Here is a 22,198-nt window from a genome sequence, read left to right as displayed (position 1 = left end):
AAACAACACACCAATGAAATTTTTCATTTTATTTTTGCATTCATTAGAAGAAAAATTCCATGCAAAAGATCACGAAATGGAGATGTTCCAGGAAAGAACAAAAAGTACGGCCCCTGACAAATTGAACTCAGGCACTGTCACGAAAGCAATAAAATCAAGTAAATTCACCAAGATAGAGGAGAGCACTGCGCAAAACGCAGCATCTTAACGATAAAAAACGCCAGGATTATGAAATTCGAAATGTGATACCCATAACAAAACATAAGTTTCATTATTGATCGTTTTGAAATTAAAACATAGGTTGTGAAACGAGAGTTCTCAATAGCTATAAGATCGTCGGCAGAGCTACGGCAATGACCGACATAAGATGAATTTGTCTATTTGTTCACTAAATTCAAACAGATAGATGAAGTTTATTCTGGAGATAATCTACCTATGTCCACATCAGATAGTTGTTATAATACGGGTTACATATTACGCATCTGCGCGATTGCCGCACTGGGCGGAATATTATTTGGCTACGATACTGCTGTTATTTCAGGTGCGATTGGTTCACTAACCAGCTACTTTCATCTATCTCCTGCTGAGACCGGCTGGGCGGTTTCCTGCGTTGTGGTGGGGTGCGTTATTGGTTCGTTTAGCGCCGGATATTTATCCAAACGTTTTGGACGCAAGAAATCATTGATGGTTTCAGCGCTGTTATTCACTATTTCCGCAGTGGGCACCTCCCTCTCCTACACGTTCACCCATTTTGTGATTTATCGCATTATCGGTGGACTGGCAGTCGGCCTGGCGGCAACAGTATCACCGATGTATATGTCTGAAGTCTCACCGAAAAACATGCGCGGCAGAGCATTAAGTATGCAGCAGTTCGCTATCGTTTTCGGTCAGATTCTGATCTTCTACGTTAACTACAAAATAGCATCGATTGCAGCGGATACCTGGCTCATTGAACTTGGCTGGCGCTATATGTTTGCTGCGGGCATTATTCCCTGCATTTTGTTCTGTATTTTAGTCTTTTTAATCCCGGAATCTCCCCGCTGGATGATGATGATTGGTCGCGAGGAGGAGACGCTAAAAATACTGACCAAAATATCCAACGAAGAACATGCCAGACATCTTCTTGCCGATATAAAAACCTCACTGCAAAATGACCAACTAAACGCCCATCAAAAACTCAATTACCGCGACGGGAACGTGCGTTTCATCCTGATCCTGGGCTGCATGATCGCTATGCTGCAACAGGTAACAGGGGTTAACGTCATGATGTATTACGCGCCAATCGTCCTTAAGGATGTGACCGGTAGCGCCCAGGAGGCCCTGTTCCAGACAATCTGGATCGGCGTGATTCAGCTTATCGGTTCCATTATTGGCGCAATGATCATGGATAAGATGGGGCGTTTGTCGCTGATGCGTAAAGGCACTATCGGCAGCATCATCGGCTTGTTGCTCACTTCATGGGCGCTGTACAGCCAGGCAACCGGTTATTTCGCGCTATTTGGTATGCTGTTCTTTATGATTTTCTACGCGCTTTCCTGGGGCGTGGGCGCATGGGTGCTTATTTCTGAAATATTCCCTAACCGGATGAGGTCGCAGGGAATGAGTATTTCGGTCGGATTTATGTGGATGGCAAACTTTTTAGTTTCGCAATTCTTCCCGATGATTAATGAAAACCCGTATTTACTTTCGCATTTCCACGGCGCATTTCCAATGTGGATATTCGCCATCTGCTGCATCTTCAGTTACTTCTTTATCTGCCGTTACCTGCCGGAAACAAAAGGCATTTCGCTGGAGAAAATGGAGAGCGTAGTGTTAGCAAAACGCAGAAAAAAACTGCAGCCAATTCAAACCGAACGTTATTCTGATTAAGTTTCACCACAATGCCGATGATCGCTAAATACGATCATCGGCTTGTTTTTTTACTCCGTCGCCAGCGCCAGTGAAACCGCTAACGTTTGCGCCAGACACATGGACGCGACCTGAGAACGGAAACCATCGACCTGCGCTTCACGTACCACAAAACAGACTTCACTGAACGCTGCCAGCGGGCTGACCTGGCTATCGGTTATCGCAATATGGTGCGCACCGCGTTTCGCGCCAAGCTCGACTAATTCCACCACTTCCTGCGCGTAAGGCGAGTAGCTGATGGCAATAACGACATCGTCGGGGCTGACCATACTTAGCTGTTCAGAGAACATTCCGCCAATACCGTCAATTAAAAATGCCCGTCTCTCCAGATGACGCAATGCGTAGGTTAAATAACTGGCCACGCTAAACGAACGACGTAATCCAATCACATAAATATTGTCGGCTTTCGCTAACAGATTGACCGCCGCATCCAACTGCTCATTTTTAATCTGCACCGGTAATTGTTGTAATACCTGTGCATTCACCATTGAAAATAGCTTCAGAATTTCACCCGGCTTTTCCGGGGTAGGTTCCCCTTCATCCGCATTTTTCTGTCTGAACAGACGCGCCCGCTCGGTATAGCTTACTGTTTCCTCCATCAGGTGCTGGCGAAATACCTGTTTCATTTCATTAAATCCGCTAAAACCAAACGCATTAGCAAAACGAATCAGTGTCGAAGGGGGAACATCGGCATGTTGCGCGATGGAAGCGACCGTGTCAAAAGCAACGCTATTACTGTTATCCAGAATATACTGAGCAACTTGTTTAAGACGTTTGCTAAGGCTGTCATAGCGACTGCGGATATCATCCTGCAGTAAGGAAAGTTGAGTTTGATGTTTAGACATGCATGATACTCTAATAGAACGAAAATTTCGTAAATAACAATATTAGCACAAATGAACTGAACATACAGTTAACAACATTCAAATTGCGCTGTGGTTACCTTCAGTACAGAATTTGCTGGCGGGCTGGGTTCTGAGCAATCTGAATCTGACCGCATAAATGCGACAGGATCAGCATTGTTATGACTGGACGATGCCCGCAGCCAGGCGGCATCGCAAACGTTGAAAGGCAGAAGATGACGTTTATAAATCACGAAACCTTCATCTGTTATTGCGAACTGGCTCTTTTCGTCCCGCATACGGCAACCGGCGGAACACTCTTAGTGTATTACACTGATTACTTTAAGGATATGCGTCTACTCTTTTTCAATACTGAGCGGCAAATGATTTTTCAGTATTGCTTTAACGTCTCCCGGCGAGCGGAATGCGCTTTCGATGGCAAGATGCCCCATATAAAACAGCCAGCCACAAAGCTGGCTGACCGCATAGTCATTTAATACGCTGTTACGTTCTGAGCTTTTTTCGCCAGCCCATCCAGCAATTTCTGATGGATGCCGCCGAAACCGCCGTTGCTCATCACCAGGATGTGATCGCCAGGCTGTGCGGTTTTCACCACCATTTCCGCCAGCGTATCGACATCGCCACTCCAGTGAGCAGGCTGTACGCAGGCTTCGGCGACCTCCGCCACTTGCCACGGAATATGCGGCGGCTGCAGCAGGAACACTTCATCCGCACGCCCTAACGACGGCGCCAGATCATCCTTGCATAACCCCATCTTCATCGTGTTAGAGCGCGGCTCCAGCACTGCGATAATGCGCGCGGTGCCGCCCACTTTACCGCGCAGCGCCGCCAGCGTGGCCAGAATTGCCGTCGGATGGTGAGCAAAATCGTCATACACCGTCACGCCGTTCGCTTCACCGCGTAGCTCCAGACGGCGGCGGGCGTTAATAAATGACCCCAGCGCACTGGCCGCTTCTGCGGGCGCGACGCCCACGTGGCGCGCGGCGGCAATCGCCATCAGACCGTTGTGCATGTTATGTTCGCCGACCAGGCCCCATTTCACATCGCCGACTTTTTCGCCGTCCAGCCACACTTCCCACTCGGAAGCATCCGTAGTCAGCTTCTTCGCCTGCCAGTGTCCCTGCTCGCCCACCAGCTCCTGCTCGCTCCAGCAGCCCAGCGCCATGGTCTGTTTCAGGTTGATGTCGTTTTCCGGCCAGATGATGCGCCCCTGCCCCGGCACGATGCGCACCAGATGGTGGAACTGCTTCTGGATCGCTTTCAGATCGTCGAAGATGTCGGCATGATCAAACTCAAGGTTGTTGAGGATCAGCGTCCGCGGGCAGTAATGCACAAATTTAGAACGTTTATCAAAGAACGCGCAGTCGTACTCATCCGCTTCGATAACAAAGAACGGGCTCTCGCCCAGGCGCGCGGAAACCTCAAAGTTGCCCGGTACGCCGCCGATCACGAAGCCCGGTTTGTACCCGCACGCTTCCAGTATCCAGGTCGCCATGCCTGCGGTCGTGGTTTTGCCGTGGGTACCGGCGACCGCCAGTACCCAGCGATCGCGCAACACAAAGTCGTGCAGCCACTGTGGACCAGACATAAAGGGAATATTTTTTTCCAGCACCGCTTCCACGCACGGATTCCCGCGCGTCATCGCATTGCCGATAATCACCAGATCCGGCTGCGGATCGAGCTGGCTGGCGTCATAACCCTGGATCAGATCAATGCCTTGCTTCTCAAGTAAGGTACTCATCGGCGGATACACATTGGCGTCCGAACCCGTTACTTCATGACCAAGCGAGCGAGCCAGCATCGCCAGCCCCCCCATGAAAGTGCCACAAATTCCCAAAATATGAATGCGCATACGTCACTATCCTTTTTTTATCTGCGAGCCATTTTACGCACATGTCTGGCAAGTGAGAAACGCATTTCAGGTAAATCTGTACTTTGCTGGCGCGATTCACCTGAGCGCATCATCTGAAATGTTTGTTAAGATTGTTACGGTCGCTTTACTCCAATCAATTGCAGGGAAAGTGTTATGAAAACGTTAGGTGAATTTATTGTCGAAAAGCAGCACGAGTTCTCTCAGGCTACCGGTGAGCTCACTGCTTTGCTGTCGGCAATAAAATTGGGCGCCAAGATCATCCACCGCGATATCAACAAGGCCGGTCTGGTCGATATCCTGGGTGCCAGCGGTGCTGAGAACGTACAGGGCGAGGTTCAGCAGAAACTCGATCTGTTCGCGAACGAGAAACTGAAAGCTGCACTAAAAGCGCGCGATATTGTAGCGGGCATCGCATCGGAAGAAGAGGACGAAATCGTCGTCTTTGAAGGCTGCGAACACGCGAAATATGTGGTGCTGATGGACCCTCTGGATGGCTCTTCTAACATCGACGTTAACGTCTCTGTCGGTACGATTTTCTCGATTTATCGCCGCGTGACGCCCGTCGGCACGCCGGTCACCGAAGAAGATTTCCTGCAACCCGGCAACAAACAGGTCGCTGCGGGATATGTTGTGTATGGCTCGTCCACCATGCTGGTTTACACCACCGGCTGCGGCGTACACGCTTTCACCTACGATCCGTCGTTAGGCGTGTTCTGTCTGTGCCAGGAACGTATGCGTTTCCCGGAAAAGGGTAAAACCTACTCCATTAACGAAGGCAACTACATTAAATTCCCGAATGGCGTGAAGAAGTACATCAAATTCTGCCAGGAAGAGGATAGTTCAACAAGTCGCCCTTATACCTCACGTTACATTGGCTCTCTGGTGGCCGATTTCCACCGCAACCTGCTGAAAGGCGGCATCTATCTCTACCCCAGCACCGCCAGCCACCCGCAGGGAAAACTGCGTCTGCTGTATGAATGCAACCCGATGGCGTTCCTCGCGGAACAGGCCGGCGGCAAAGCAAGCGATGGTAAAGAACGTATTCTGGATATCATTCCGGAAAGCCTGCACCAGCGCCGCTCGTTCTTCGTTGGCAACCGCCATATGGTTGACGATGTGGAACGCTTTATCCGCGAATACCCGGACGCGTAATCTTTACCACCATGCGGAATAACGCATGAAGCCGCCATTGGGCAATAACATGTCCGATGGCGGCGTTGCCTTATCAGGCCCGTGATTTTTTCGGTTCTTAACCTTTGTCGTTTATGCTCCGCAACGACGCGCCAGATGAGGCGGAAACGAAAACAAGCGAAGACTTTCGGCGTGAGTTGGCTATAATACTCGCCACTTGTTTGTCATAAATTCAAAGGAAACAGACATGAGCTTACTCAACGTCCCGGCGGGTAAAGAACTGCCGGAAGATATCTACGTCGTTATCGAGATCCCGGCTAACGCAGATCCGATCAAATACGAAGTTGACAAAGAGAGCGGCGCGCTGTTCGTTGACCGCTTCATGTCCACCGCGATGTTCTATCCGTGCAACTACGGTTACATCAACCATACCCTGTCTCTGGACGGCGACCCGGTAGACGTTCTGGTCCCGACGCCGTACCCGCTGCAACCAGGCGCCGTCATCCGTTGCCGTCCGGTTGGCGTACTGAAAATGACCGACGAATCCGGTGAAGATGCGAAACTGGTTGCCGTACCGCACACCAAACTGAGCAAAGAGTACGATCACATTAAAGATGTGAACGATCTGCCGGAACTGCTGAAAGCGCAGATCACTCATTTCTTCGAGCATTATAAAGATCTCGAAAAAGGCAAATGGGTGAAAGTTGACGGTTGGGACAACGCCGAAGCGGCTAAAGCGGAAATCGTTGCCTCCTTCGAGCGCGCAGCGAAGAAATAAGTTCGCTTTTACATAATCGTCAAGATAAAGGCTCTCATAGTAATGAGGGCCTTTTTATTGGCTAATGAATAGAACACAATTTTTATCATTATTAGTTTAACATTCACGGAATGAATAAGACTTTACCTTATTTTTTATTAAAAAGGGTTGAATACGCTCACATTTTCTCTAAAAAGCTTAAGATAATAATTGTTTTGTGAATGCCCGCAGACTCCTCTGGACTTACGCCCTAAATATTAGCAAGCGCCAAATTCTTATTTAGTGCATAGGCCCGATTACCTTTTTAATAAGGTATCCTAAGCTCTCCCTACCAATAACCGTATTTTTAATCCAACATAATATCCGCTCAAAACACACTTTTTAATATATTTTTAAGGACTGCCATAATTATTTACTATTTTAAGAGATTATGATGAAAAATGATATATTAATTACCGGTGGACATATCATCGATCCCGCTCGTAATATTAATGAGATTAACAATTTACGCATCATTAACGATATTATCGTTGATGCCGATAAATATCCTGTAACTTCGGAGACCCGGATTATCCATGCCGACGGTATGATCGTCACTCCCGGTCTTATCGATTATCACGCGCATGTTTTTTATGACGCGACGGAAGGCGGCGTCAGGCCTGATATGTACATGCCGCCGAATGGCGTCACCACCGTCGTGGATGCAGGTTCTGCCGGTACGGCAAACTTTGATGCCTTCTACCGAACGGTGATTTGCGCCAGCAAAGTTCGAATCAAAGCGTTTCTGACCGTGTCGCCGCCGGGCCAAACCTGGTCACAAGAAAATTATGATCCTGACAATATTGATGAAAATAAGATCCACGCGCTGTTTCGTCAGTATCGCAACGTTCTTCAGGGATTAAAACTCAAGGTTCAGACTGAGGACATTGCTGAATATGGCTTAAAACCGCTGACTGAATCCCTTCGTATTGCCAACGATTTAAGGTGCCCCGTGGCAATACACTCGACTCATCCCGTCGTTCCCATGAAAGAACTTGTCTCCTTGCTACGCCGCGGCGATATTATCGCTCATGCGTTTCACGGCAAAGGTAGCACCATTCTTACTGATGAAGGCGCTGTCTTAGCCGAAGTCCGTCAGGCAAGGGAAAGAGGCGTTATATTTGATGCCGCCAATGGTCGCAGCCATTTTTCGATGAACACGGCACGCCGGGCCATCGCCAATGGCTTTCTTCCGGATATCATCAGTAGCGATCTCTCAACCATCACTAAACTCGCCTGGCCTGTTTACGCCTTACCATGGGTTTTATCGAAATATTTAGCACTCGGCGTCGCGCTTACCGATGTCATTAACGCCTGTACCCATACCCCAGCAGTTTTAATGGGTATGGCAGCAGAAATTGGTACGCTGGCCCCTGGGGCATTTGCCGATATCGCCATCTTTAAATTAAAAAACAGGCATGTTGAATTTGCCGATATTCATGGTGAAACGCTCACGGGGACGCATGTGCTGGTACCACAAATGACCATAAAATCCGGTGAGATATTATTTCGTCAAATTGATTTTGGCGCGCGGCCAAACGGAGTTGAAAAATGACCTCAATGCAAAAATGGCTACGGATCGGCGCGACATTAATGTTCGGCCTTTTTGTTGCTTATCTTGACCGTTCTAACCTTTCCGTTACGTTACCTACGATTACACACGACCTGAATATTGATGGCGCAACGGCCAGCATTGTATTAACCATATTTCTTATTGGCTATGCCTTTTCAAATATTTTTGGCGGCGTATTTACCCAGCGATACGATCCGAAAAAAATAGTCATTCTGATGGTGCTAATCTGGTCGATTGCGACCGTTTTTGTCGGATTTACCTCGTCAGTGTACGTTATTTTGATTTGTCGGCTGGTGCTTGGCATTACCGAAGGCATTTATTGGCCGCAGCAGTCCCGCTTCGCCAGCGACTGGTTTTCAGACAAAGAACGGACGCAGGCGAACAGCATTATCCAGTATTATGGACAGTTCCTGGCATTAGGCTTGGGATTTATGATTTTGTCTCCGCTGGATGCTGCCTTCGGTTGGCGAAATGTTTTTATTATCACTGGTGTGATCGGCATTGTTGTTGTGGTTCCACTTTATATAACAATGCTAAAAAAACAGGAAGAAGCGCCTTATTATCGTGCGCCGGCGCCAACAGAGAAAACTAAACTTACCCTGGAATCGCTGGGCGGAACCCCCTTCCTACTCCTTATTTTTACCTACATCACTCAAGGGATGTTGTTCTGGGGAATTACGTTATGGATCCCCATGGTTGTCAATTCTCTCGGCTATACCGGATTCAGTAAAGCATTGGTCAGTTCTCTGCCTTATCTGACTGCGGTTATACTGGCAATCCCTATCTCATGGATCAGTGATAAAACACAAAAGCGTGTACTTATTGCTTCACTGGGCCTACTAATCCCCGGCGTGATGTTATTTCTCCTGCCATTTGTCGATGCGCCAGGCTTTAAAATCACGCTCATTACCCTGGCGATGGGTTATTATGCCGCCAGCTTTACCCCCAATATCTGGTCGATTATCCAGTCGAACGTTAAACCCCATGCGATTGGCCCAGCCTCCGGTATTATTAATGGCATCGGCGCCGGCGGCGGCGGTACGCTGGCAGGCCTAATGGTCGGCTATTTTTACCGGACAACCGGCAGCTATATGCAGGGATTTATGGTTCTCGGATGCATTGTTATCCTGGGCGGCGCGTCATTATTGATCTACGGCAGAATAAGAGCTCACCATGCCCGGCGCTAGCGCCATCAGCCAGAATGTAAAAAAACAACGCCACCCGAGGGTGGCGTGTTCAGTTCAGGGCTGGTTTCTGTCTAACCAGTCACCGCTTTCAATCAGAGTTAACCCATCAACAGGACGTTGATATACATACATCCATGCGCTGCCGTAAGGCGTCTGGATTAACTGGCGTGCGTATTCACCGCCCCTGGTGCGCAAAGCATCAAGTTCGGCCAGCGTGGCGTTATCAATTCGATAAACTTCACCGTATACCGCTCCGTTTCCCGGAACTGCGCCTGGATAGTGGCCCAGACTATACAACTGGTAGTTATCGATACGGTAATCGCCAAGCAATTGGGCATTGGTCATCCAGTGACTGTTGCCTTGTTTCTGTCGTAAACTGCCATAGACAAATATTCGCATTGCTAAAACTCAAACTGATAGAGCAAATCAAGTGCCTGATCTACGCCAGACACTGCTTCCAGATATAGCTTAGGCATCAGGCGATAACGTAACGTGAGCGTCGCCAGAGAGTCAAATATCCCTACACCATACTTCACCTGTAGACCCGGCAGTACATAGCCGCTGACCACAACCTGGGACGAATCGCCCACCCCTTGCGTGTCCAGCGCCAGATTACTTACACCGAATGTCTCTCCGATTTTACCCACAACCTGACCACTTTGCGCAACCCCCAGGCCAATAAGCATGGAAGTCATTGCTGCGCTATCACTCTGATTGCTGTCCAACCCCTGCCCACGCAGCAGATAAGAAAGCGCTTCAGCCTGCGGCATCGCCGGATCGGAGAAGATTTCCGCTTTGGGTTCATCAGCAGTGCCTGTGACGCGCACGCCCGCAATGACATCGTCTTCGGTGGCGTCAGGGTTACGGATCGCTTCGATATTGAGCAGCGGCTGATCCGGCGGGCCGGAGAACAGCAGCTCGCCTTTACGGACAAGCAGGTCCTGGCCGTAGGCGCGGAATCGGCCGTCAGGAATATTGATTTGACCATTCAGCCCCAGTCCCTGCTTATCCTGCGCGACTTTCAAATCGCCGGTCAAACGCGCTTTAAGCCCGAAGGCGTCGATGCGCACGTTGTTGCCGACGTGGACCGTCAGATTACTGTTGATGGGAATAGACGCTGTCTGCGGCGTTTCTGGTTGCAGGTCATTGTTGAGCATAACCACATCGCTGGAGACGCCGACCGCGCTCTCCGGCAGGTCGTGCACCACAATTCGCGCCCACGGAACGTCCACACGCCCATCCAACGTGAACAGCGAAGGCGTCGCGTCAAAGACCACATCCGGCGAGACATCCAGGCGCACCATCGGCGGAACGGTAATCCGCACCCGGCTGCCTTTCGCCGTCACCCGCGCGCGCCAGTTGTCAATCTGACTCCAGTCGGCGTTGCCGTTCAGGTTAATTTGCCCTTGTTGTGTTCGCACGATACCGGCGAGCGTCGAACGCGTCCCGCTAAAGTTCATGGTGAGCTGGCTCGGCTGCATCTCAAACGGCATAAAATTACCGTCAATATCCAGCGCGCTAAGCTGCAACTGACCAAACAACTGCGGGCTTTGTACATCGCCGCCCAGACGTAGCCTGGCGTTTAACATTCCCGCCGCTTTTTCGCCGCGCGAAAAGACAGGGTTGACCATCGCCAGATTGAGATTGCGCATGTTGACGTTACCGCCGAGATTGCGCCGCCCCTGAGGATCGGTTACCTGCACCTGGCCATCAAATTGACCATTGTTCGTCAGGCGAATCAGCCACCCCAACTCGGCGCGATTATTGTGCAGATCGGCGCTGAGGTTCAGCGTCTCAAACGCGACCGGTAACGGCGCGTCATTGACGGTCTGCGTGACCTTCACATTACGACCGGAAAGCGTGACCTTCCCCTGCGGCAATCCCTCCTGGGTGGTGTCCCACGACACGTCCGCTTTCCCGCTAAAGATCCCGCTGGCCTGCGTGGTATCAGGCATAAATGGCTTCAGCATCGCCAGATCAAAGCGGTTGAGATTGACCACCGCCCGTCCTGCGGCGCCCGCATCAATGGTTTGCGGGATGCACAGCTCGGCGTTCGGGTTCAGCCAACAATGCGGCCCGATACTGATTTTCTGTTCTTTATTACGGTAGTCCAGCGCAATCGCGCGGGTCAACGACCATGGCCCCACTGGCGTCTGGAAACGGGTGTCGCTTAACGTCCCTTTCCAGCGCGCCGCCTCGCGATCAAAACTGCCTGTCAGGGAGAGTTGACCGGATACCGGTTCTCCCTGAACACGGAGCTGTAGCTGATGCTGCTTCTCGCTGCCTTTGGCGTCAAGCGTCACCAGATTGATGTTAACGTCGGGCTGCGAAATCCGCTCTACGCGAACGTTGAGATGGCCCGCTATCTGATCGGTGGATTTAATATCGCCCTCAATGCGCGCCTGGGCGACAGACAGCTCCTGCCAGCGCAAGCCGCGGGCAGTGATATCCGCCAACAGCTGCGGCGCTTCTACCGTACCGCGGACTTTAACGATTCCTTTTGCCATGCCGCCCAGCCCTGGCAGCGCATTATCCAGCCCTGGCGCATCGATGGCGGCGTCAAGATTCAGCTCCTTAACGCCAAGCTCGCCTTTTATATCGGCGCTGTTTGGGCCCAGCGCAAGGTGCAGCCCCGGGATCGTCCACTGCATGTAGCTGTTGCCCTTTAGCGTCCCGTTGACGTTAACGCTGTTCTGCTTCACATTGCCGGTCAGCTTGAGCTCCGGGACATCCATCTGCCAGGTGCCGCCGTAGAGGCTGCCTTTGGTTTTCATGACGCCGTTAAGCTTCGCGGGCCAGTCCGGGATCTCTTTAGCGGTATTGATGCCATTCAGCGTCAGTTCGCCACGCCAGCTAATCGCCTGCTGCCAGTCCACCAGCGCTTTCAGTTCGGTTTTTCCCTCCAGAGCGGCGACGGTGAGTTTATCGAGATTAATCTGCCGCTCATTCCCTTTGGCATCCAGCGTGATGGTCGCCGGCGGAATATCTTGTCCTTTCACGGCGGTTCGCATCGACAACGTATAGTCGGTCATCTTACCGCTCAGTTTGAGCTTCAGATCGTCAGCCTGAAACTGGGTATCCCCCGTCAATGGCCAGGCAATGCGTTGGCTGACGACTTCAAGATTGAGCGGTAAACCGGCCTCCGCCAGCCGCGTCTGGGCGCGAAGCGTGACATCCATCGGCCCGGAAAGGTTCACCCCGACCTCCAGTTGTTCGCGTAGCGCGCCGCCGACCTTGAGTTTTATCTTTTCACCCTTTAGCGGATCGATATTCAGCGTACTGTTGAGCGTAATATCAACCGGCCAGTTATTGGCGAGCTGCGCCGTACCAGAGGCTTTCACCGTGCCCTGGTTGGCTTCGATATCCAGAGTATCCAGCTTCATATTACCGTCGATACTGCTGACTTTAAGCAGCATCGTGCGCACCGTCAGATCGGTATCGCCAGTGATGCGTAGCTGCTCGCCGCGAAATGACTCGATATTCAGATTGAGCGGCAGGTGAACATCGGTCATCTCCGGCATTACCGGTTTTGCAAACAGATCTTTTAGCGTTTCGCCAAGCGGCTTTTCATCCGGTTGAGGTTTCTCGATTTTGGGTTCAACCACCTCTTCCTGCGCCACGTCAGCGACCTTCGGCAGCGCAATCAGCAGTCCCTGAAGCCGCGTCGGTTTCAGGGTCAGGTTTTTCTCCTGCCATGCCAGCCCGGAGGTAAAATCCAGCACCGAAACGGTAGTGTCATCAATCTTGATATTGATGTTATTCAGCGCCACGCGCGACAGCGTGATGGGCCAGGGGGTGGAGAGGTTCAGCGGTCCGCTTTCTTCCTCTTCTTGCGCCGGTTCGGAAGGCGGCATTTTTTTGCTGTCGATAGCGACATTAATGTCTTTTAGCGCCAGATCATTGACGCACAGGCTACTGCGCCACAGGCAATCAAGCCCGACGGCCAGATGAATTTCGCCCGCATTCACCGCAACGCCCGGCTGCTCATAGCGGATATTTTTTAACGATAAGTCCCGCCAGCCGCCGGTGACCTGCCCAATCTCCAGCCCCGGCACCCAGCGGTTCGCCGCACTGAATACCAGATGCAGCCCCGTCGTCGTCCCGACCAGAAACGCAACGCTCGCCAGTAACACCACAATGAAAATCAACACGCCGAGGCTTATTTTCTTCCATAAACTCATAATTCAGGCCCCAGACCGATATAAAACTGTAAACCGTGTTCGTCTTTGTCGCCGACCGGTACGGCAAAATCGAGTTTGATAGGCCCAACCGGCGACGCCCAGCGCACGCCGACCCCGGTCCCGGTTTTGAAATCGCTGCGGCGAATATCACTCACCGCCTCGCCGCTATCGACAAACACCGCCCCCCACCATTTGCCGGTGACGTTATACTGGTACTCCAACGATCCGGTTGCCAGTTTTGAGGCGCCTTTAAGATTGCCGTCGCTGTCTTTAGGCGAAATAGATTTGTATTTATAGCCGCGAATACTGCGGTCGCCCCCGGCGAAGAAACGTAAATCCGGCGGAACTTTGTCGAAATCACCGGTTTCTATCCAGCCTAAATTGCCGCGCATCACAAAACGGTGGCGATCGTACAAAGTCCGAATCCAGACGTTTTGCGCCTGCAGCACGGAGAAATCCACGTCGGAGCCCCAGGCCGTATTCGAATAGTCTACTGAATAGCGCTGCGAATCGCCCCAGGTTGGCATCAGCCCCCCTCGCGAGCGGGTTCGGCTGATCATCACGCCCGGGTAGAACAGCATGGTGGTATTGGTGACGTTCCCCTGGGTAAAGTGGTCGAAACTCCAGCGCAGGTTAATCGCCCGCTGCCAACCGCTGGAAAGGTCCCAGTAACGCGACACGGCAAGCGTGGTCGAGTCCTGCTCCGTATCATTCAAATCGGTACGTTTAAAACCGCCCTGTACCAGATAGTATTGCTCCAGCGGGTTTTTCAGCAGCGGCATTTTATAACTAAAATCCAGCACCTGTTCCGGCGCAGAAATACTGGTGCTGGTGGTCAGGCTATGACCGTAGGAGTTCATCCACGGTTTTTTCCACGACGCTTTCACGCGCGGCCCGACGTCGGTGGAGTACCCCACCCCGGTTTCAATCGTGTTTTCGGTTCGCGGCGATACCACGCCTTTTAACGGCAGAATTTTTGTTTTACGCGATTTCTCAAATTCCGGCGCCACCACGACAGAATTAAACCATCCGGTAGCGGAAAGTCGGCGGTTTAGTTCCGCCAAATCTTTCGATTCGTACTCATCACCCTCTTTAAACGGCAACAGATTTTGTAAATATTCATCACGAATCTGCGAACCTTCGAAGGTGACAGGTCCGAAGCGATAGCGCTCACCGCTATCATAATCAATATCCCAAAACGCCTGATGACGGCCCAGAGCAATTCCCAACTGACTTTTAACGAATTCGCTGTCGAAATAGCCTTTACGTAGCGACACGCTGGTTAACGACTTTTTAAAATTGTCATAGTCTCCCTGGTTCAGCACCGTGCCGATTGCCGGACGCGTTTTCAGTAAGGCCAGATAATCTTTGTCCGTACGCGCGCCGCCGCGTAAAATGACTTCTGTACCGCCAATCAACACCGGCTGGCCGGGCGTAACCCTGGCGATTAATACCTGCCGTCCTTTCGCAGGCGGTGGAAGCAAGTCGAATTTGATAGTGGGTTCGTAATAGCCTAACGCTTTAAGCCCTTCGCGAATCGCATCATCAACTCGGGCGCGAAAGCGCCGATCCGGCGTCACCTCATCGCTCTGAATCGTAGAGAGCTGTGCGCGAACGTTTTTTTCCAGCTCTCCGGATAGCCCTTCGACTTTCAGACGAACATTTGCGGCTACCGCAGAACTGCTCAGGCACAGTAAGCTAACCCAACATAACTGACGGATATGTGGCACATTTTCTCCTGAATATCCCCTATTCCCACCCCTGGAAAAAATCACACTACCGCTCCGCGGCTTAACATAAAATCAACAATTGCGATTGAAAAGCAGACGACTGCCCAAATATTTCTTATGGTTAAATCCAGATACATTAATGTTGTTATTGTGTGCAAAGATGCGTCTCGTTACAACCTTAACGCCAATTAACGCTTTCGGGAGAATAGCTCATGAGTTTATTTGATAAAAAACATCTGGTTACTCAAGCAGATGCGTTACCAGGACGCAACACCCCGATGCCGATCGCCACTCTGCATGCGGTAAATGAACACTCTATGACCAATGTCCCTGCCGGGATGGAGATCGCCTACTTCGCTATGGGCTGTTTCTGGGGCGTAGAACGTTTATTCTGGCAATTGCCCGGCGTATATAGCACCGCGGCAGGGTATGCAGGCGGTTACACGCCTAATCCAACCTACCGGGAAGTCTGCTCCGGGCAGACCGGTCATGCCGAAGCGGTACGGATAGTGTACGATCCTGCCGTTATCCGTTATGAGCAGCTTTTACAGACCTTCTGGGAAAATCACGATCCGACGCAGGGGATGCAACAGGGTAACGATCACGGTACGCAATACCGTTCTGCGATTTATCCCTTAACGCCGGAACAGAATGCCGCCGCTCACGCCAGTCGCGAGCGCTTTCAGTCGGCAATGGCCGCCGCCGGAGACCATCGCCCTATTACCACGGAAATCGCCCATGCGACGCCGTTTTACTACGCCGAAGATGAACACCAACAGTATCTGCACAAAAATCCATACGGTTACTGCGGGATTGGCGGGATCGGCGTTTGCCTGCCGCCTGACGCGTGACGACGCTGGCGTAGGGGGAACTTGTCGGAGTTGAAAATGAACCCTCTGGCGACTTTACAGTAGCTTACGCTATACTAGCCCTGAACTTATCGGCTCACTGCTACGAGCCGGTTTTCATTAAACGTTACCACACGGATTTATAAACTTCCCTTCCGAGGATCTGGCGTTTCGCCGGATAAGATATGTTAAACAGTATATTCATTATATTCTGCCTGATCGCTGTAAGTGCGTTCTTCTCCATCTCCGAGATCTCGCTTGCCGCATCACGTAAGATTAAACTTAAGCTATTAGCTGATGAAGGCAGTATCAACGCACAACGCGTATTGAAAATGCAGGAAAATCCCGGCATGTTTTTCACCGTTGTGCAAATTGGCCTGAACGCCGTCGCTATTCTTGGCGGTATCGTCGGCGATGCGGCATTTTCGCCCGCCTTTTCCGCCCTTTTCTCGCACTATATGTCGCCAGAACTCTCCGAGCAGCTGAGCTTTATTCTCTCTTTCTCGCTGGTGACGGGGCTGTTTATCCTGTTCGCGGATTTAACCCCGAAACGCATCGGTATGATTGCGCCAGAAGCTGTGGCTTTGCGTATCATCAACCCGATGCGCTTCTGCCTGTTCGTTTTTCGCCCGCTGGTGTGGCTGTTTAACGGCATGGCAAACAACATCTTCCGCCTGTTCAAAATTCCAATGGTGCGGAAAGACGACATTACTTCTGATGATATTTACGCAGTGGTGGAAGCCGGCGCGCTGGCGGGCGTCTTGCGCAAGCAAGAGCATGAACTGATTGAAAATGTGTTTGAACTTGAATCCCGCACCGTACCGTCTTCCATGACGCCGCGCGAAAGTATCATCTGGTTTGATCTGCACGAAGACGAACAAAGCCTGAAGAAAAAGGTCGCCGAACATCCGCACTCAAAATTTTTGGTGTGTAATGAAGATATCGACCACATCATCGGCTATGTAGACTCCAAAGATCTGCTGAACCGCGTGCTGGCGAACCAAAGTATGGCGCTGAATGGCGGCGTGCAAATTCGCAATACCTTGATTGTGCCGGATACGCTGACCCTTTCTGAGGCGCTGGAAAGTTTCAAAACGGCGGGCGAGGATTTCGCGGTCATTATGAATGAATACGCACTGGTCGTCGGTATCATTACGCTGAACGATGTGATGACCACGCTAATGGGTGACCTGGTCGGCCAGGGACTGGAAGAGCAAATTGTGGCGCGCGATGAAAATTCCTGGCTGGTTGACGGCGGCACGCCGATTGACGACGTCATGCGCGTGCTGGATATCGATGAGTTTCCGCAATCCGGCAACTATGAAACCATTGGCGGCTTTATGATGTTTATGCTGCGCAAGATCCCAAAACGTACTGATTCGGTGAAGTTTTCCGGCTACAAATTTGAAGTGGTGGATATCGACAACTACCGTATCGATCAGTTGCTGGTGACGCGTCTCGACAATAAAAGCAACGTACCGGCGCCGAAACTGCCCGATGCGCAAGGTAAAGAAGACAGCGCGGCCTGAAATCCGTTTGCCAGAAACATCAACGGCTCCTGATTCAGGAGCCGTTTTTTTTTACTTTTTTAACCTACTGCATAGCACTTTTGGTTACGCCATCTCAGTTTGCAGACGCATAACCTGACGGTTAACTTCAGACATCACAGACAAGTGCTGCTTGTCTCTCACTTTTGGGATAAGAATCTTACCCTTATCGAACTCAAAAGCGCCAACATCCTTGATATATAACCGTCCACGGAACAGGATCTTCACGTACTTCGCCACCTGTAGCGGGTTGTAGCGTTGGAAAATTTTCATTGTTGTCTCCTGCAGAGTATTACGCCCTTGCGGTGCCACAATCGGCCCAACAGTTTTAAGGCGCAAATTTTAATGCCATATGACTATAGACCATATCTACGTCGTTTCCAGTGTGCATAAGTATATTTACCTTTTGATTACAGTTATTCAGAATTATCTAAACATCAGCTCATTTTTCTCAGTATATGCCTTCATTTTTCACAGGAAGTGTGCGCCCGCCCGCAAACTGGCATCCCCTTTGCGGGAAAAAGCATCAATCGCACATATGATTAACTATCGGCCCAAAGTGGTCGGATCACCTGCAAAAAAATAAAGAAGGAATGACCATGACCCTACGTAAAATTCTGGCGATGTCGTGTCTGCTACTCCCCATAATGGCTTGTGCGCATAACCTTGAAGATAACCAACGGGTGCCGCCGGTAGGCATTGCCGATCGTGGCGAACTGACGTTGAATAAAGATGAGTTTAGTTATAAAAACTGGAATAGCGCGCAGCTGGCGGGAAAAGTGCGCGTCCTGCTGCACATTGCGGGTCGAACGTCAGCGAAGGAGAAAAACGCCACGCTGATTGAAGCGATTAAATCCGCCGGGCTCCCGCATGACAGATACCAGACGACCACAATTGTGAACACCGATGATGCGATCCCCGGCTCCGGTATGTTCGTGCGTAGCAGTATAGAAAGTAATAAAAAGCTCTACCCGTGGTCGCAATTTATTGTCGACAGCAATGGCGTGGCGCGTAACGCCTGGCAATTAAAAGAAGAGGGGTCCGCCGTCATCGTGCTTGACAAAGACGGTCGGGTTCAATGGGTGAAAGATGGCGCGTTAACCCAGCAAGAGGTACAGCAGGTGGTCGACCTGCTGCATAAGCTCCTCAGTAAATAGTCACCCGGAAGCCGGGGTTAAGGAACGATTCACGAGGGGTATAGTCCAGCGTTTTTCCCTGCCAGTCGTGAACGTGCGCCCCGGCTGCAACGGCAATGGCATGACCTGCGGCAGTGTCCCAGACGCTGGTCGGCCCAAATCTGGGGTAAAGCTGCGCCTGGCCTTCCGCCACAAGGCAGAATTTCAGCGAGGAACCAATAGAGGTGGTCTGATGTTCGCCAAGCTGTTGGAGATATTCGGTGAGTTCATCATCCGTATGCGAACGGCTAATCACCACCAGCGGCGGGCGGGCATCCCGGACCTGAATCTGCTTACGCACCCCGCACTCCTCTTTCCAGGCCTTACCTTCCGCCGCGTAGTACATCACTTTCAGCACCGGCGCATAGACCACGCCCAACACCGGCTTGCCCTGCTCAATCAGCGCGATATTGACCGTGAATTCGCCATTGCGCTTGATGAACTCTTTGGTGCCGTCGAGCGGATCGACCAGCCAGTAGCGCTGCCAGTGCTGGCGCACTTCCCAGGCAGGCGGATCTTCTTCTGAAAGCACCGGAATATCTGGCGTGAGCGTGCGTAACCCTTCGAGAATCACGGTATGTGCGGCGATATCCGCCGCAGTGACTGGAGAATCGTCCTGCTTGCGGGCGTACTCCATCGGTTTGGCTCCATCATAAACCTGCATAATGGCATCGCCCGCGTTCCGTGCAAGCTGGCATACTTGTTCTAACATTCTCCACCTCTTTATGACAGGGGCGTTAACTCGTTGTTTTACTTATACCCGATCGTTAAGGGTTCCGCCAACTGTGATACCGTCTGCGGTTTTGATAATACCTTTCATGGCATGATTCACCCTTCTGTGAACACTCGCAAAAAATCGGCCGGATGGGGCGGTTTCGCCTTCTTCTGGCGACGGTCGGAACGATATCGGGTTTCACTGTTTATCATCGCTATTTTTCACTATCCGGCTTTTCTATTGCGTTCTTAAAAGGTGCCTCTAATGATTAAGTTTAGTGCAACGCTTCTGGCTACGCTGATCGCCGCCAGCGTGAATGCGGCCACCGTCGATCTCCGCATCATGGAAACTACTGATTTACATAGCAACATGATGGATTTCGATTATTACAAGGATACCGCAACCGAAAAATTCGGATTGGTACGTACCGCAAGTTTGATTCATGCCGCCCGAAATGAAGTCAAAAACAGCGTGCTGGTGGATAACGGCGACCTGATTCAGGGGAGCCCTCTGGGCGATTATATGGCGGCAAAAGGGCTCAAAGACGGTGACGTTCACCCGGTCTATAAAGCGCTCAACACTCTGGATTACGCGGTTGGAAACCTCGGCAACCATGAGTTTAATTATGGTCTGGACTATCTGCATAACGCGCTGGCCGGCGCGAAATTCCCTTATGTTAACGCCAATATTATCGACGTTAAAACCCAAAAGCCGCTCTTTACGCCTTATCTGATTAAAGAGACGAACGTTATTGATAAAGACGGCAACCCGCAAACTCTGAAAATCGGCTATATCGGCTTTGTTCCGCCGCAAATCATGATTTGGGATAAAGCGAATCTGAGCGGCAAAGTTACCGTCAATGACATTACGGAAACCGCCCGGAAATATGTGCCCGAAATGCGCGAGAAAGGCGCTGATATCGTGGTGGTCATTGCTCACTCAGGCCTTTCTGCCGATCCGTACCACAGCATGGCGGAAAACTCGGTTTATTACCTCAGCGAAGTTCCCGGCGTCGACGCGATTATGTTTGGCCACGCTCACGCCGTCTTCCCCGGTAAAGATTTTGCCGACATCAAAGGCGCGGATATCGCCAAAGGTACGCTTAACGGCATTCCTGCGGTAATGCCTGGCATGTGGGGCGACCATCTGGGAGTGGTCGATCTGGTGCTCAATAACGACAGCGGCAAATGGCAGGTTACGCAGGCGAAAGCGGAAGCGCGGCCTATTTACGACGCCGCCGCTAAAAAGTCGCTGGCAGCGGAAGACAGTAAGCTGGTCAATATTCTGAAAGCCGATCACGATGCCACCCGCGAGTTTGTCAGCAAGCCCATCGGTAAATCCGCCGATAATATGTACAGTTATCTTGCTCTGGTGCAGGACGATCCTACCGTACAGGTGGTGAATAACGCGCAAAAAGCGTATGTGGAACACTTTATTCAGGGCGATCCGGATCTGGCGAAACTGCCGGTGCTGTCCGCCGCCGCGCCGTTTAAAGTTGGCGGGCGTAAGAACGATCCTGCCAGCTTTGTCGAGGTGGAAAAAGGCCAGTTGACCTTCCGTAACGCCGCCGATCTTTATCTCTATCCGAATACGCTGGTGGTGGTGAAAGCCAGCGGCAAAGAGGTAAAAGAGTGGCTGGAATGTTCTGCCGGACAGTTTAATCAGATTGATATTCACAGCAACAAACCGCAATCGTTGATCAATTGGGATGGCTTTCGCACCTATAATTTCGATGTCATTGACGGCGTGAATTATCAAATCGATGTGTCACAGCCCGCCCGCTATGATGGCGAATGCCAGATGGTGAATCCGCAGGCGGAACGTATTAAAAACCTGACCTTTAACGGTAAGCCTGTCGACCCGAACGCTACGTTCCTGGTCGCCACGAATAACTATCGCGCTTACGGCGGCAAGTTTGCCGGCACGGGCGACAGCCATATCGCCTTTGCGTCTCCGGATGAAAATCGCGCCGTGCTGGCGGCATGGATTGGCGCAGAATCAAAACGCGCGGGCGAAATCCATCCGGCGGCGGATAATAACTGGCGTCTGGCGCCAATCCACAGCGATACGGCGCTGGATATCCGCTTTGAAACATCGCCAGGCGATAAAGCCGCTGCCTTCATTAAAGCGAAAGGGCAGTATCCGATGAAGAAGGTTGCCGTCGATGATATCGGTTTTGCCATTTATCAGGTGGATTTAAGCAAGTAACGTGTGTCCCGTATGGCGCTACGTTTATTCGGCCTGCCAGTCAGGCCGAATAAAGCGCTAGCCGCCATCTGATAAACGGTCCCGCTGCGCCAATACCTGCGGCAAATTCAGTTCTATCCAGTCCGCCAGCGCGGCGACTTTATCGCTCACCTGCTCGCCAAGCGGCGTCAGGCTGTACTCCACATGCGGCGGAACAACTGGATATGACACCCGGTTGAGAAATCCGTCCTGTTCAAGCGCCTGTAACGACTGCGCCAGCATCTTTTCACTCACGCCTCCCATCTTGCGGCGCAGGTCGCTAAAACGGTGTGTACCGTCGCGTAACGCGACCAGAATCAGTACGCCCCAGCGACTGGTGACATGTTTTAACACCTCACGGGACGGGCACTGTTCAGCAAAGAGATTACCTTCACGCAACTGCCGGGAAAGAGTATGAGCGCGCATTGATACTTACCTTTTTGTA

Annotated in this window: 18 protein-coding genes; 10 read left to right on the top strand and 8 right to left on the bottom strand. The window is 51.3% G+C overall.

The features are described 5' to 3' along the window. Positions 1–13 precede the first annotated feature (13 nt). Both ABVM99_RS08785 and iolT1 read left to right on the top strand, forming a co-directional pair. On the top strand, positions 14–208 hold the full coding sequence (locus ABVM99_RS08785) for a hypothetical protein (RefSeq protein ID WP_024145425.1): 195 nt from the start codon (positions 14–16) through the stop codon (positions 206–208). Between the two features lie 227 nt (positions 209–435). Then, the gene (gene iolT1, locus ABVM99_RS08780; RefSeq protein ID WP_000107709.1) at positions 436–1,869 is read left to right on the top strand and encodes a myo-inositol import MFS transporter IolT1; all 1,434 of its coding nucleotides are present in this window, start codon (positions 436–438) and stop codon (positions 1,867–1,869) included. Positions 1,870–1,919: 50 nt separating this feature from the next. Here iolT1 and iolR read toward each other — a convergent pair whose 3' ends face one another. Continuing rightward, the gene (iolR, locus tag ABVM99_RS08775; protein ID WP_000033840.1) at positions 1,920–2,753 is read right to left on the bottom strand and encodes a myo-inositol utilization transcriptional regulator IolR; all 834 of its coding nucleotides are present in this window, start codon (positions 2,751–2,753) and stop codon (positions 1,920–1,922) included. 490 nt (positions 2,754–3,243) lie between these two features. Next, positions 3,244–4,623: a UDP-N-acetylmuramate:L-alanyl-gamma-D-glutamyl-meso-diaminopimelate ligase gene (gene mpl, locus ABVM99_RS08770; RefSeq protein WP_001219833.1), complete on the bottom strand. Its 1,380-nt coding sequence runs from the start codon at positions 4,621–4,623 to the stop codon at positions 3,244–3,246. Between the two features lie 174 nt (positions 4,624–4,797). Between mpl and fbp the strand changes: the two genes are divergently transcribed. The 4 genes from fbp (at position 4,798) to ABVM99_RS08750 (ending at position 9,331) form a co-directional block, all read left to right on the top strand. Then, a complete protein-coding gene (gene fbp, locus ABVM99_RS08765) occupies positions 4,798–5,796 on the top strand; it encodes a class 1 fructose-bisphosphatase (protein WP_000853764.1) in 999 nt (332 codons plus the stop codon). Between the two features lie 226 nt (positions 5,797–6,022). After that, complete coding sequence (ppa, locus tag ABVM99_RS08760) at positions 6,023–6,553, top strand: inorganic diphosphatase (protein ID WP_000055079.1); 531 nt, start codon at positions 6,023–6,025, stop codon at positions 6,551–6,553. Between the two features lie 409 nt (positions 6,554–6,962). Then, positions 6,963–8,126: a metallo-dependent hydrolase gene (locus ABVM99_RS08755; protein WP_023194694.1), complete on the top strand. Its 1,164-nt coding sequence runs from the start codon at positions 6,963–6,965 to the stop codon at positions 8,124–8,126. Beyond that, positions 8,123–9,331 carry an MFS transporter gene (locus tag ABVM99_RS08750; protein WP_000203131.1) on the top strand — a complete coding sequence of 403 codons (1,209 nt, stop codon included), beginning with the start codon at positions 8,123–8,125 and terminating at the stop codon, positions 9,329–9,331. The genes ABVM99_RS08755 and ABVM99_RS08750 overlap by 4 nt, the downstream gene beginning before the upstream one ends. Positions 9,332–9,385: 54 nt before the next feature. On the opposite strand, the gene ABVM99_RS08745 is transcribed toward ABVM99_RS08750, so the two are convergent. From ABVM99_RS08745 to tamA, 3 genes are read right to left on the bottom strand one after another with little or no spacing between them, the layout of a single operon-like run. Beyond that, positions 9,386–9,730, bottom strand: a complete 345-nt coding sequence (locus ABVM99_RS08745) for a gamma-glutamylcyclotransferase (RefSeq protein WP_001219167.1) — start codon at positions 9,728–9,730, stop codon at positions 9,386–9,388. Between the two features lie 2 nt (positions 9,731–9,732). Continuing rightward, a complete protein-coding gene (tamB, locus tag ABVM99_RS08740) occupies positions 9,733–13,512 on the bottom strand; it encodes an autotransporter assembly complex protein TamB (RefSeq protein ID WP_023194693.1) in 3,780 nt (1,259 codons plus the stop codon). Then, on the bottom strand, positions 13,509–15,242 hold the full coding sequence (tamA, locus tag ABVM99_RS08735) for an autotransporter assembly complex protein TamA (protein ID WP_023194692.1): 1,734 nt from the start codon (positions 15,240–15,242) through the stop codon (positions 13,509–13,511). The genes tamB and tamA overlap by 4 nt, the downstream gene beginning before the upstream one ends. Before the next feature lie 212 nt (positions 15,243–15,454). Here tamA and msrA point away from each other — a divergent pair, with 212 nt between their 5' ends. Both msrA and ABVM99_RS08725 read left to right on the top strand, forming a co-directional pair. Then, the gene (msrA, locus tag ABVM99_RS08730) at positions 15,455–16,093 is read left to right on the top strand and encodes a peptide-methionine (S)-S-oxide reductase MsrA (protein ID WP_000051467.1); all 639 of its coding nucleotides are present in this window, start codon (positions 15,455–15,457) and stop codon (positions 16,091–16,093) included. Positions 16,094–16,275: 182 nt separating this feature from the next. Next, on the top strand, positions 16,276–17,619 hold the full coding sequence (locus tag ABVM99_RS08725; RefSeq protein ID WP_000934970.1) for a hemolysin family protein: 1,344 nt from the start codon (positions 16,276–16,278) through the stop codon (positions 17,617–17,619). Between the two features lie 84 nt (positions 17,620–17,703). Here the strand turns inward: ABVM99_RS08725 and ABVM99_RS08720 are convergent, their stop codons facing one another. Then, positions 17,704–17,910 carry a DUF1107 domain-containing protein gene (locus ABVM99_RS08720; RefSeq protein WP_000689229.1) on the bottom strand — a complete coding sequence of 69 codons (207 nt, stop codon included), beginning with the start codon at positions 17,908–17,910 and terminating at the stop codon, positions 17,704–17,706. Positions 17,911–18,236: 326 nt separating this feature from the next. Between ABVM99_RS08720 and ABVM99_RS08715 the strand changes: the two genes are divergently transcribed. Further along, positions 18,237–18,794, top strand: coding sequence for a YtfJ family protein (locus tag ABVM99_RS08715; RefSeq protein WP_000175300.1), 558 nt, complete (start codon positions 18,237–18,239; stop codon positions 18,792–18,794). Here the strand turns inward: ABVM99_RS08715 and cysQ are convergent. Continuing rightward, positions 18,784–19,524, bottom strand: coding sequence for a 3'(2'),5'-bisphosphate nucleotidase CysQ (cysQ, locus tag ABVM99_RS08710; protein ID WP_000893398.1), 741 nt, complete (start codon positions 19,522–19,524; stop codon positions 18,784–18,786). The two genes, ABVM99_RS08715 and cysQ, sit on opposite strands and share 11 nt — an antisense overlap. A gap of 267 nt (positions 19,525–19,791) precedes the next feature. Here cysQ and ABVM99_RS08705 point away from each other — a divergent pair, with 267 nt between their 5' ends. After that, positions 19,792–21,735, top strand: a complete 1,944-nt coding sequence (locus ABVM99_RS08705) for a bifunctional 2',3'-cyclic-nucleotide 2'-phosphodiesterase/3'-nucleotidase (protein WP_023194691.1) — start codon at positions 19,792–19,794, stop codon at positions 21,733–21,735. A gap of 57 nt (positions 21,736–21,792) precedes the next feature. On the opposite strand, the gene ABVM99_RS08700 is transcribed toward ABVM99_RS08705, so the two are convergent. Continuing rightward, complete coding sequence (locus ABVM99_RS08700) at positions 21,793–22,179, bottom strand: helix-turn-helix domain-containing protein (RefSeq protein WP_001201295.1); 387 nt, start codon at positions 22,177–22,179, stop codon at positions 21,793–21,795. Between the last annotated feature and the right edge of the window lie 19 nt (positions 22,180–22,198).

Source organism: Salmonella sp. SJTUF15591 (assembly GCF_043356435.1).
Lineage (GTDB): Bacteria > Pseudomonadota > Gammaproteobacteria > Enterobacterales > Enterobacteriaceae > Salmonella > Salmonella enterica.
The sequence above is the reverse complement of the archived record's forward strand: the minus strand, read 5'-3'. Positions and strand labels throughout refer to the sequence as shown.

What these genes read in the sequence shown, in the direction of transcription:
- ABVM99_RS08785 (WP_024145425.1), top strand. Translation starts at nt 14, where the DNA reads ATGAAATTTTTCATTTTATTTTTGCATTCATTAGAAGAAAAATTCCAT.
- iolT1 (WP_000107709.1), top strand. Translation starts at nt 436, where the DNA reads ATGTCCACATCAGATAGTTGTTATAATACGGGTTACATATTACGCATC.
- iolR (WP_000033840.1), bottom strand. Translation starts at nt 2,753, where the DNA reads ATGTCTAAACATCAAACTCAACTTTCCTTACTGCAGGATGATATCCGC.
- mpl (WP_001219833.1), bottom strand. Translation starts at nt 4,623, where the DNA reads ATGCGCATTCATATTTTGGGAATTTGTGGCACTTTCATGGGGGGGCTG.
- fbp (WP_000853764.1), top strand. Translation starts at nt 4,798, where the DNA reads ATGAAAACGTTAGGTGAATTTATTGTCGAAAAGCAGCACGAGTTCTCT.
- ppa (WP_000055079.1), top strand. Translation starts at nt 6,023, where the DNA reads ATGAGCTTACTCAACGTCCCGGCGGGTAAAGAACTGCCGGAAGATATC.
- ABVM99_RS08755 (WP_023194694.1), top strand. Translation starts at nt 6,963, where the DNA reads ATGATGAAAAATGATATATTAATTACCGGTGGACATATCATCGATCCC.
- ABVM99_RS08750 (WP_000203131.1), top strand. Translation starts at nt 8,123, where the DNA reads ATGACCTCAATGCAAAAATGGCTACGGATCGGCGCGACATTAATGTTC.
- ABVM99_RS08745 (WP_001219167.1), bottom strand. Translation starts at nt 9,730, where the DNA reads ATGCGAATATTTGTCTATGGCAGTTTACGACAGAAACAAGGCAACAGT.
- tamB (WP_023194693.1), bottom strand. Translation starts at nt 13,512, where the DNA reads ATGAGTTTATGGAAGAAAATAAGCCTCGGCGTGTTGATTTTCATTGTG.
- msrA (WP_000051467.1), top strand. Translation starts at nt 15,455, where the DNA reads ATGAGTTTATTTGATAAAAAACATCTGGTTACTCAAGCAGATGCGTTA.
- ABVM99_RS08725 (WP_000934970.1), top strand. Translation starts at nt 16,276, where the DNA reads ATGTTAAACAGTATATTCATTATATTCTGCCTGATCGCTGTAAGTGCG.
- ABVM99_RS08720 (WP_000689229.1), bottom strand. Translation starts at nt 17,910, where the DNA reads ATGAAAATTTTCCAACGCTACAACCCGCTACAGGTGGCGAAGTACGTG.
- ABVM99_RS08715 (WP_000175300.1), top strand. Translation starts at nt 18,237, where the DNA reads ATGACCCTACGTAAAATTCTGGCGATGTCGTGTCTGCTACTCCCCATA.
- cysQ (WP_000893398.1), bottom strand. Translation starts at nt 19,524, where the DNA reads ATGTTAGAACAAGTATGCCAGCTTGCACGGAACGCGGGCGATGCCATT.
- ABVM99_RS08705 (WP_023194691.1), top strand. Translation starts at nt 19,792, where the DNA reads ATGATTAAGTTTAGTGCAACGCTTCTGGCTACGCTGATCGCCGCCAGC.
- ABVM99_RS08700 (WP_001201295.1), bottom strand. Translation starts at nt 22,179, where the DNA reads ATGCGCGCTCATACTCTTTCCCGGCAGTTGCGTGAAGGTAATCTCTTT.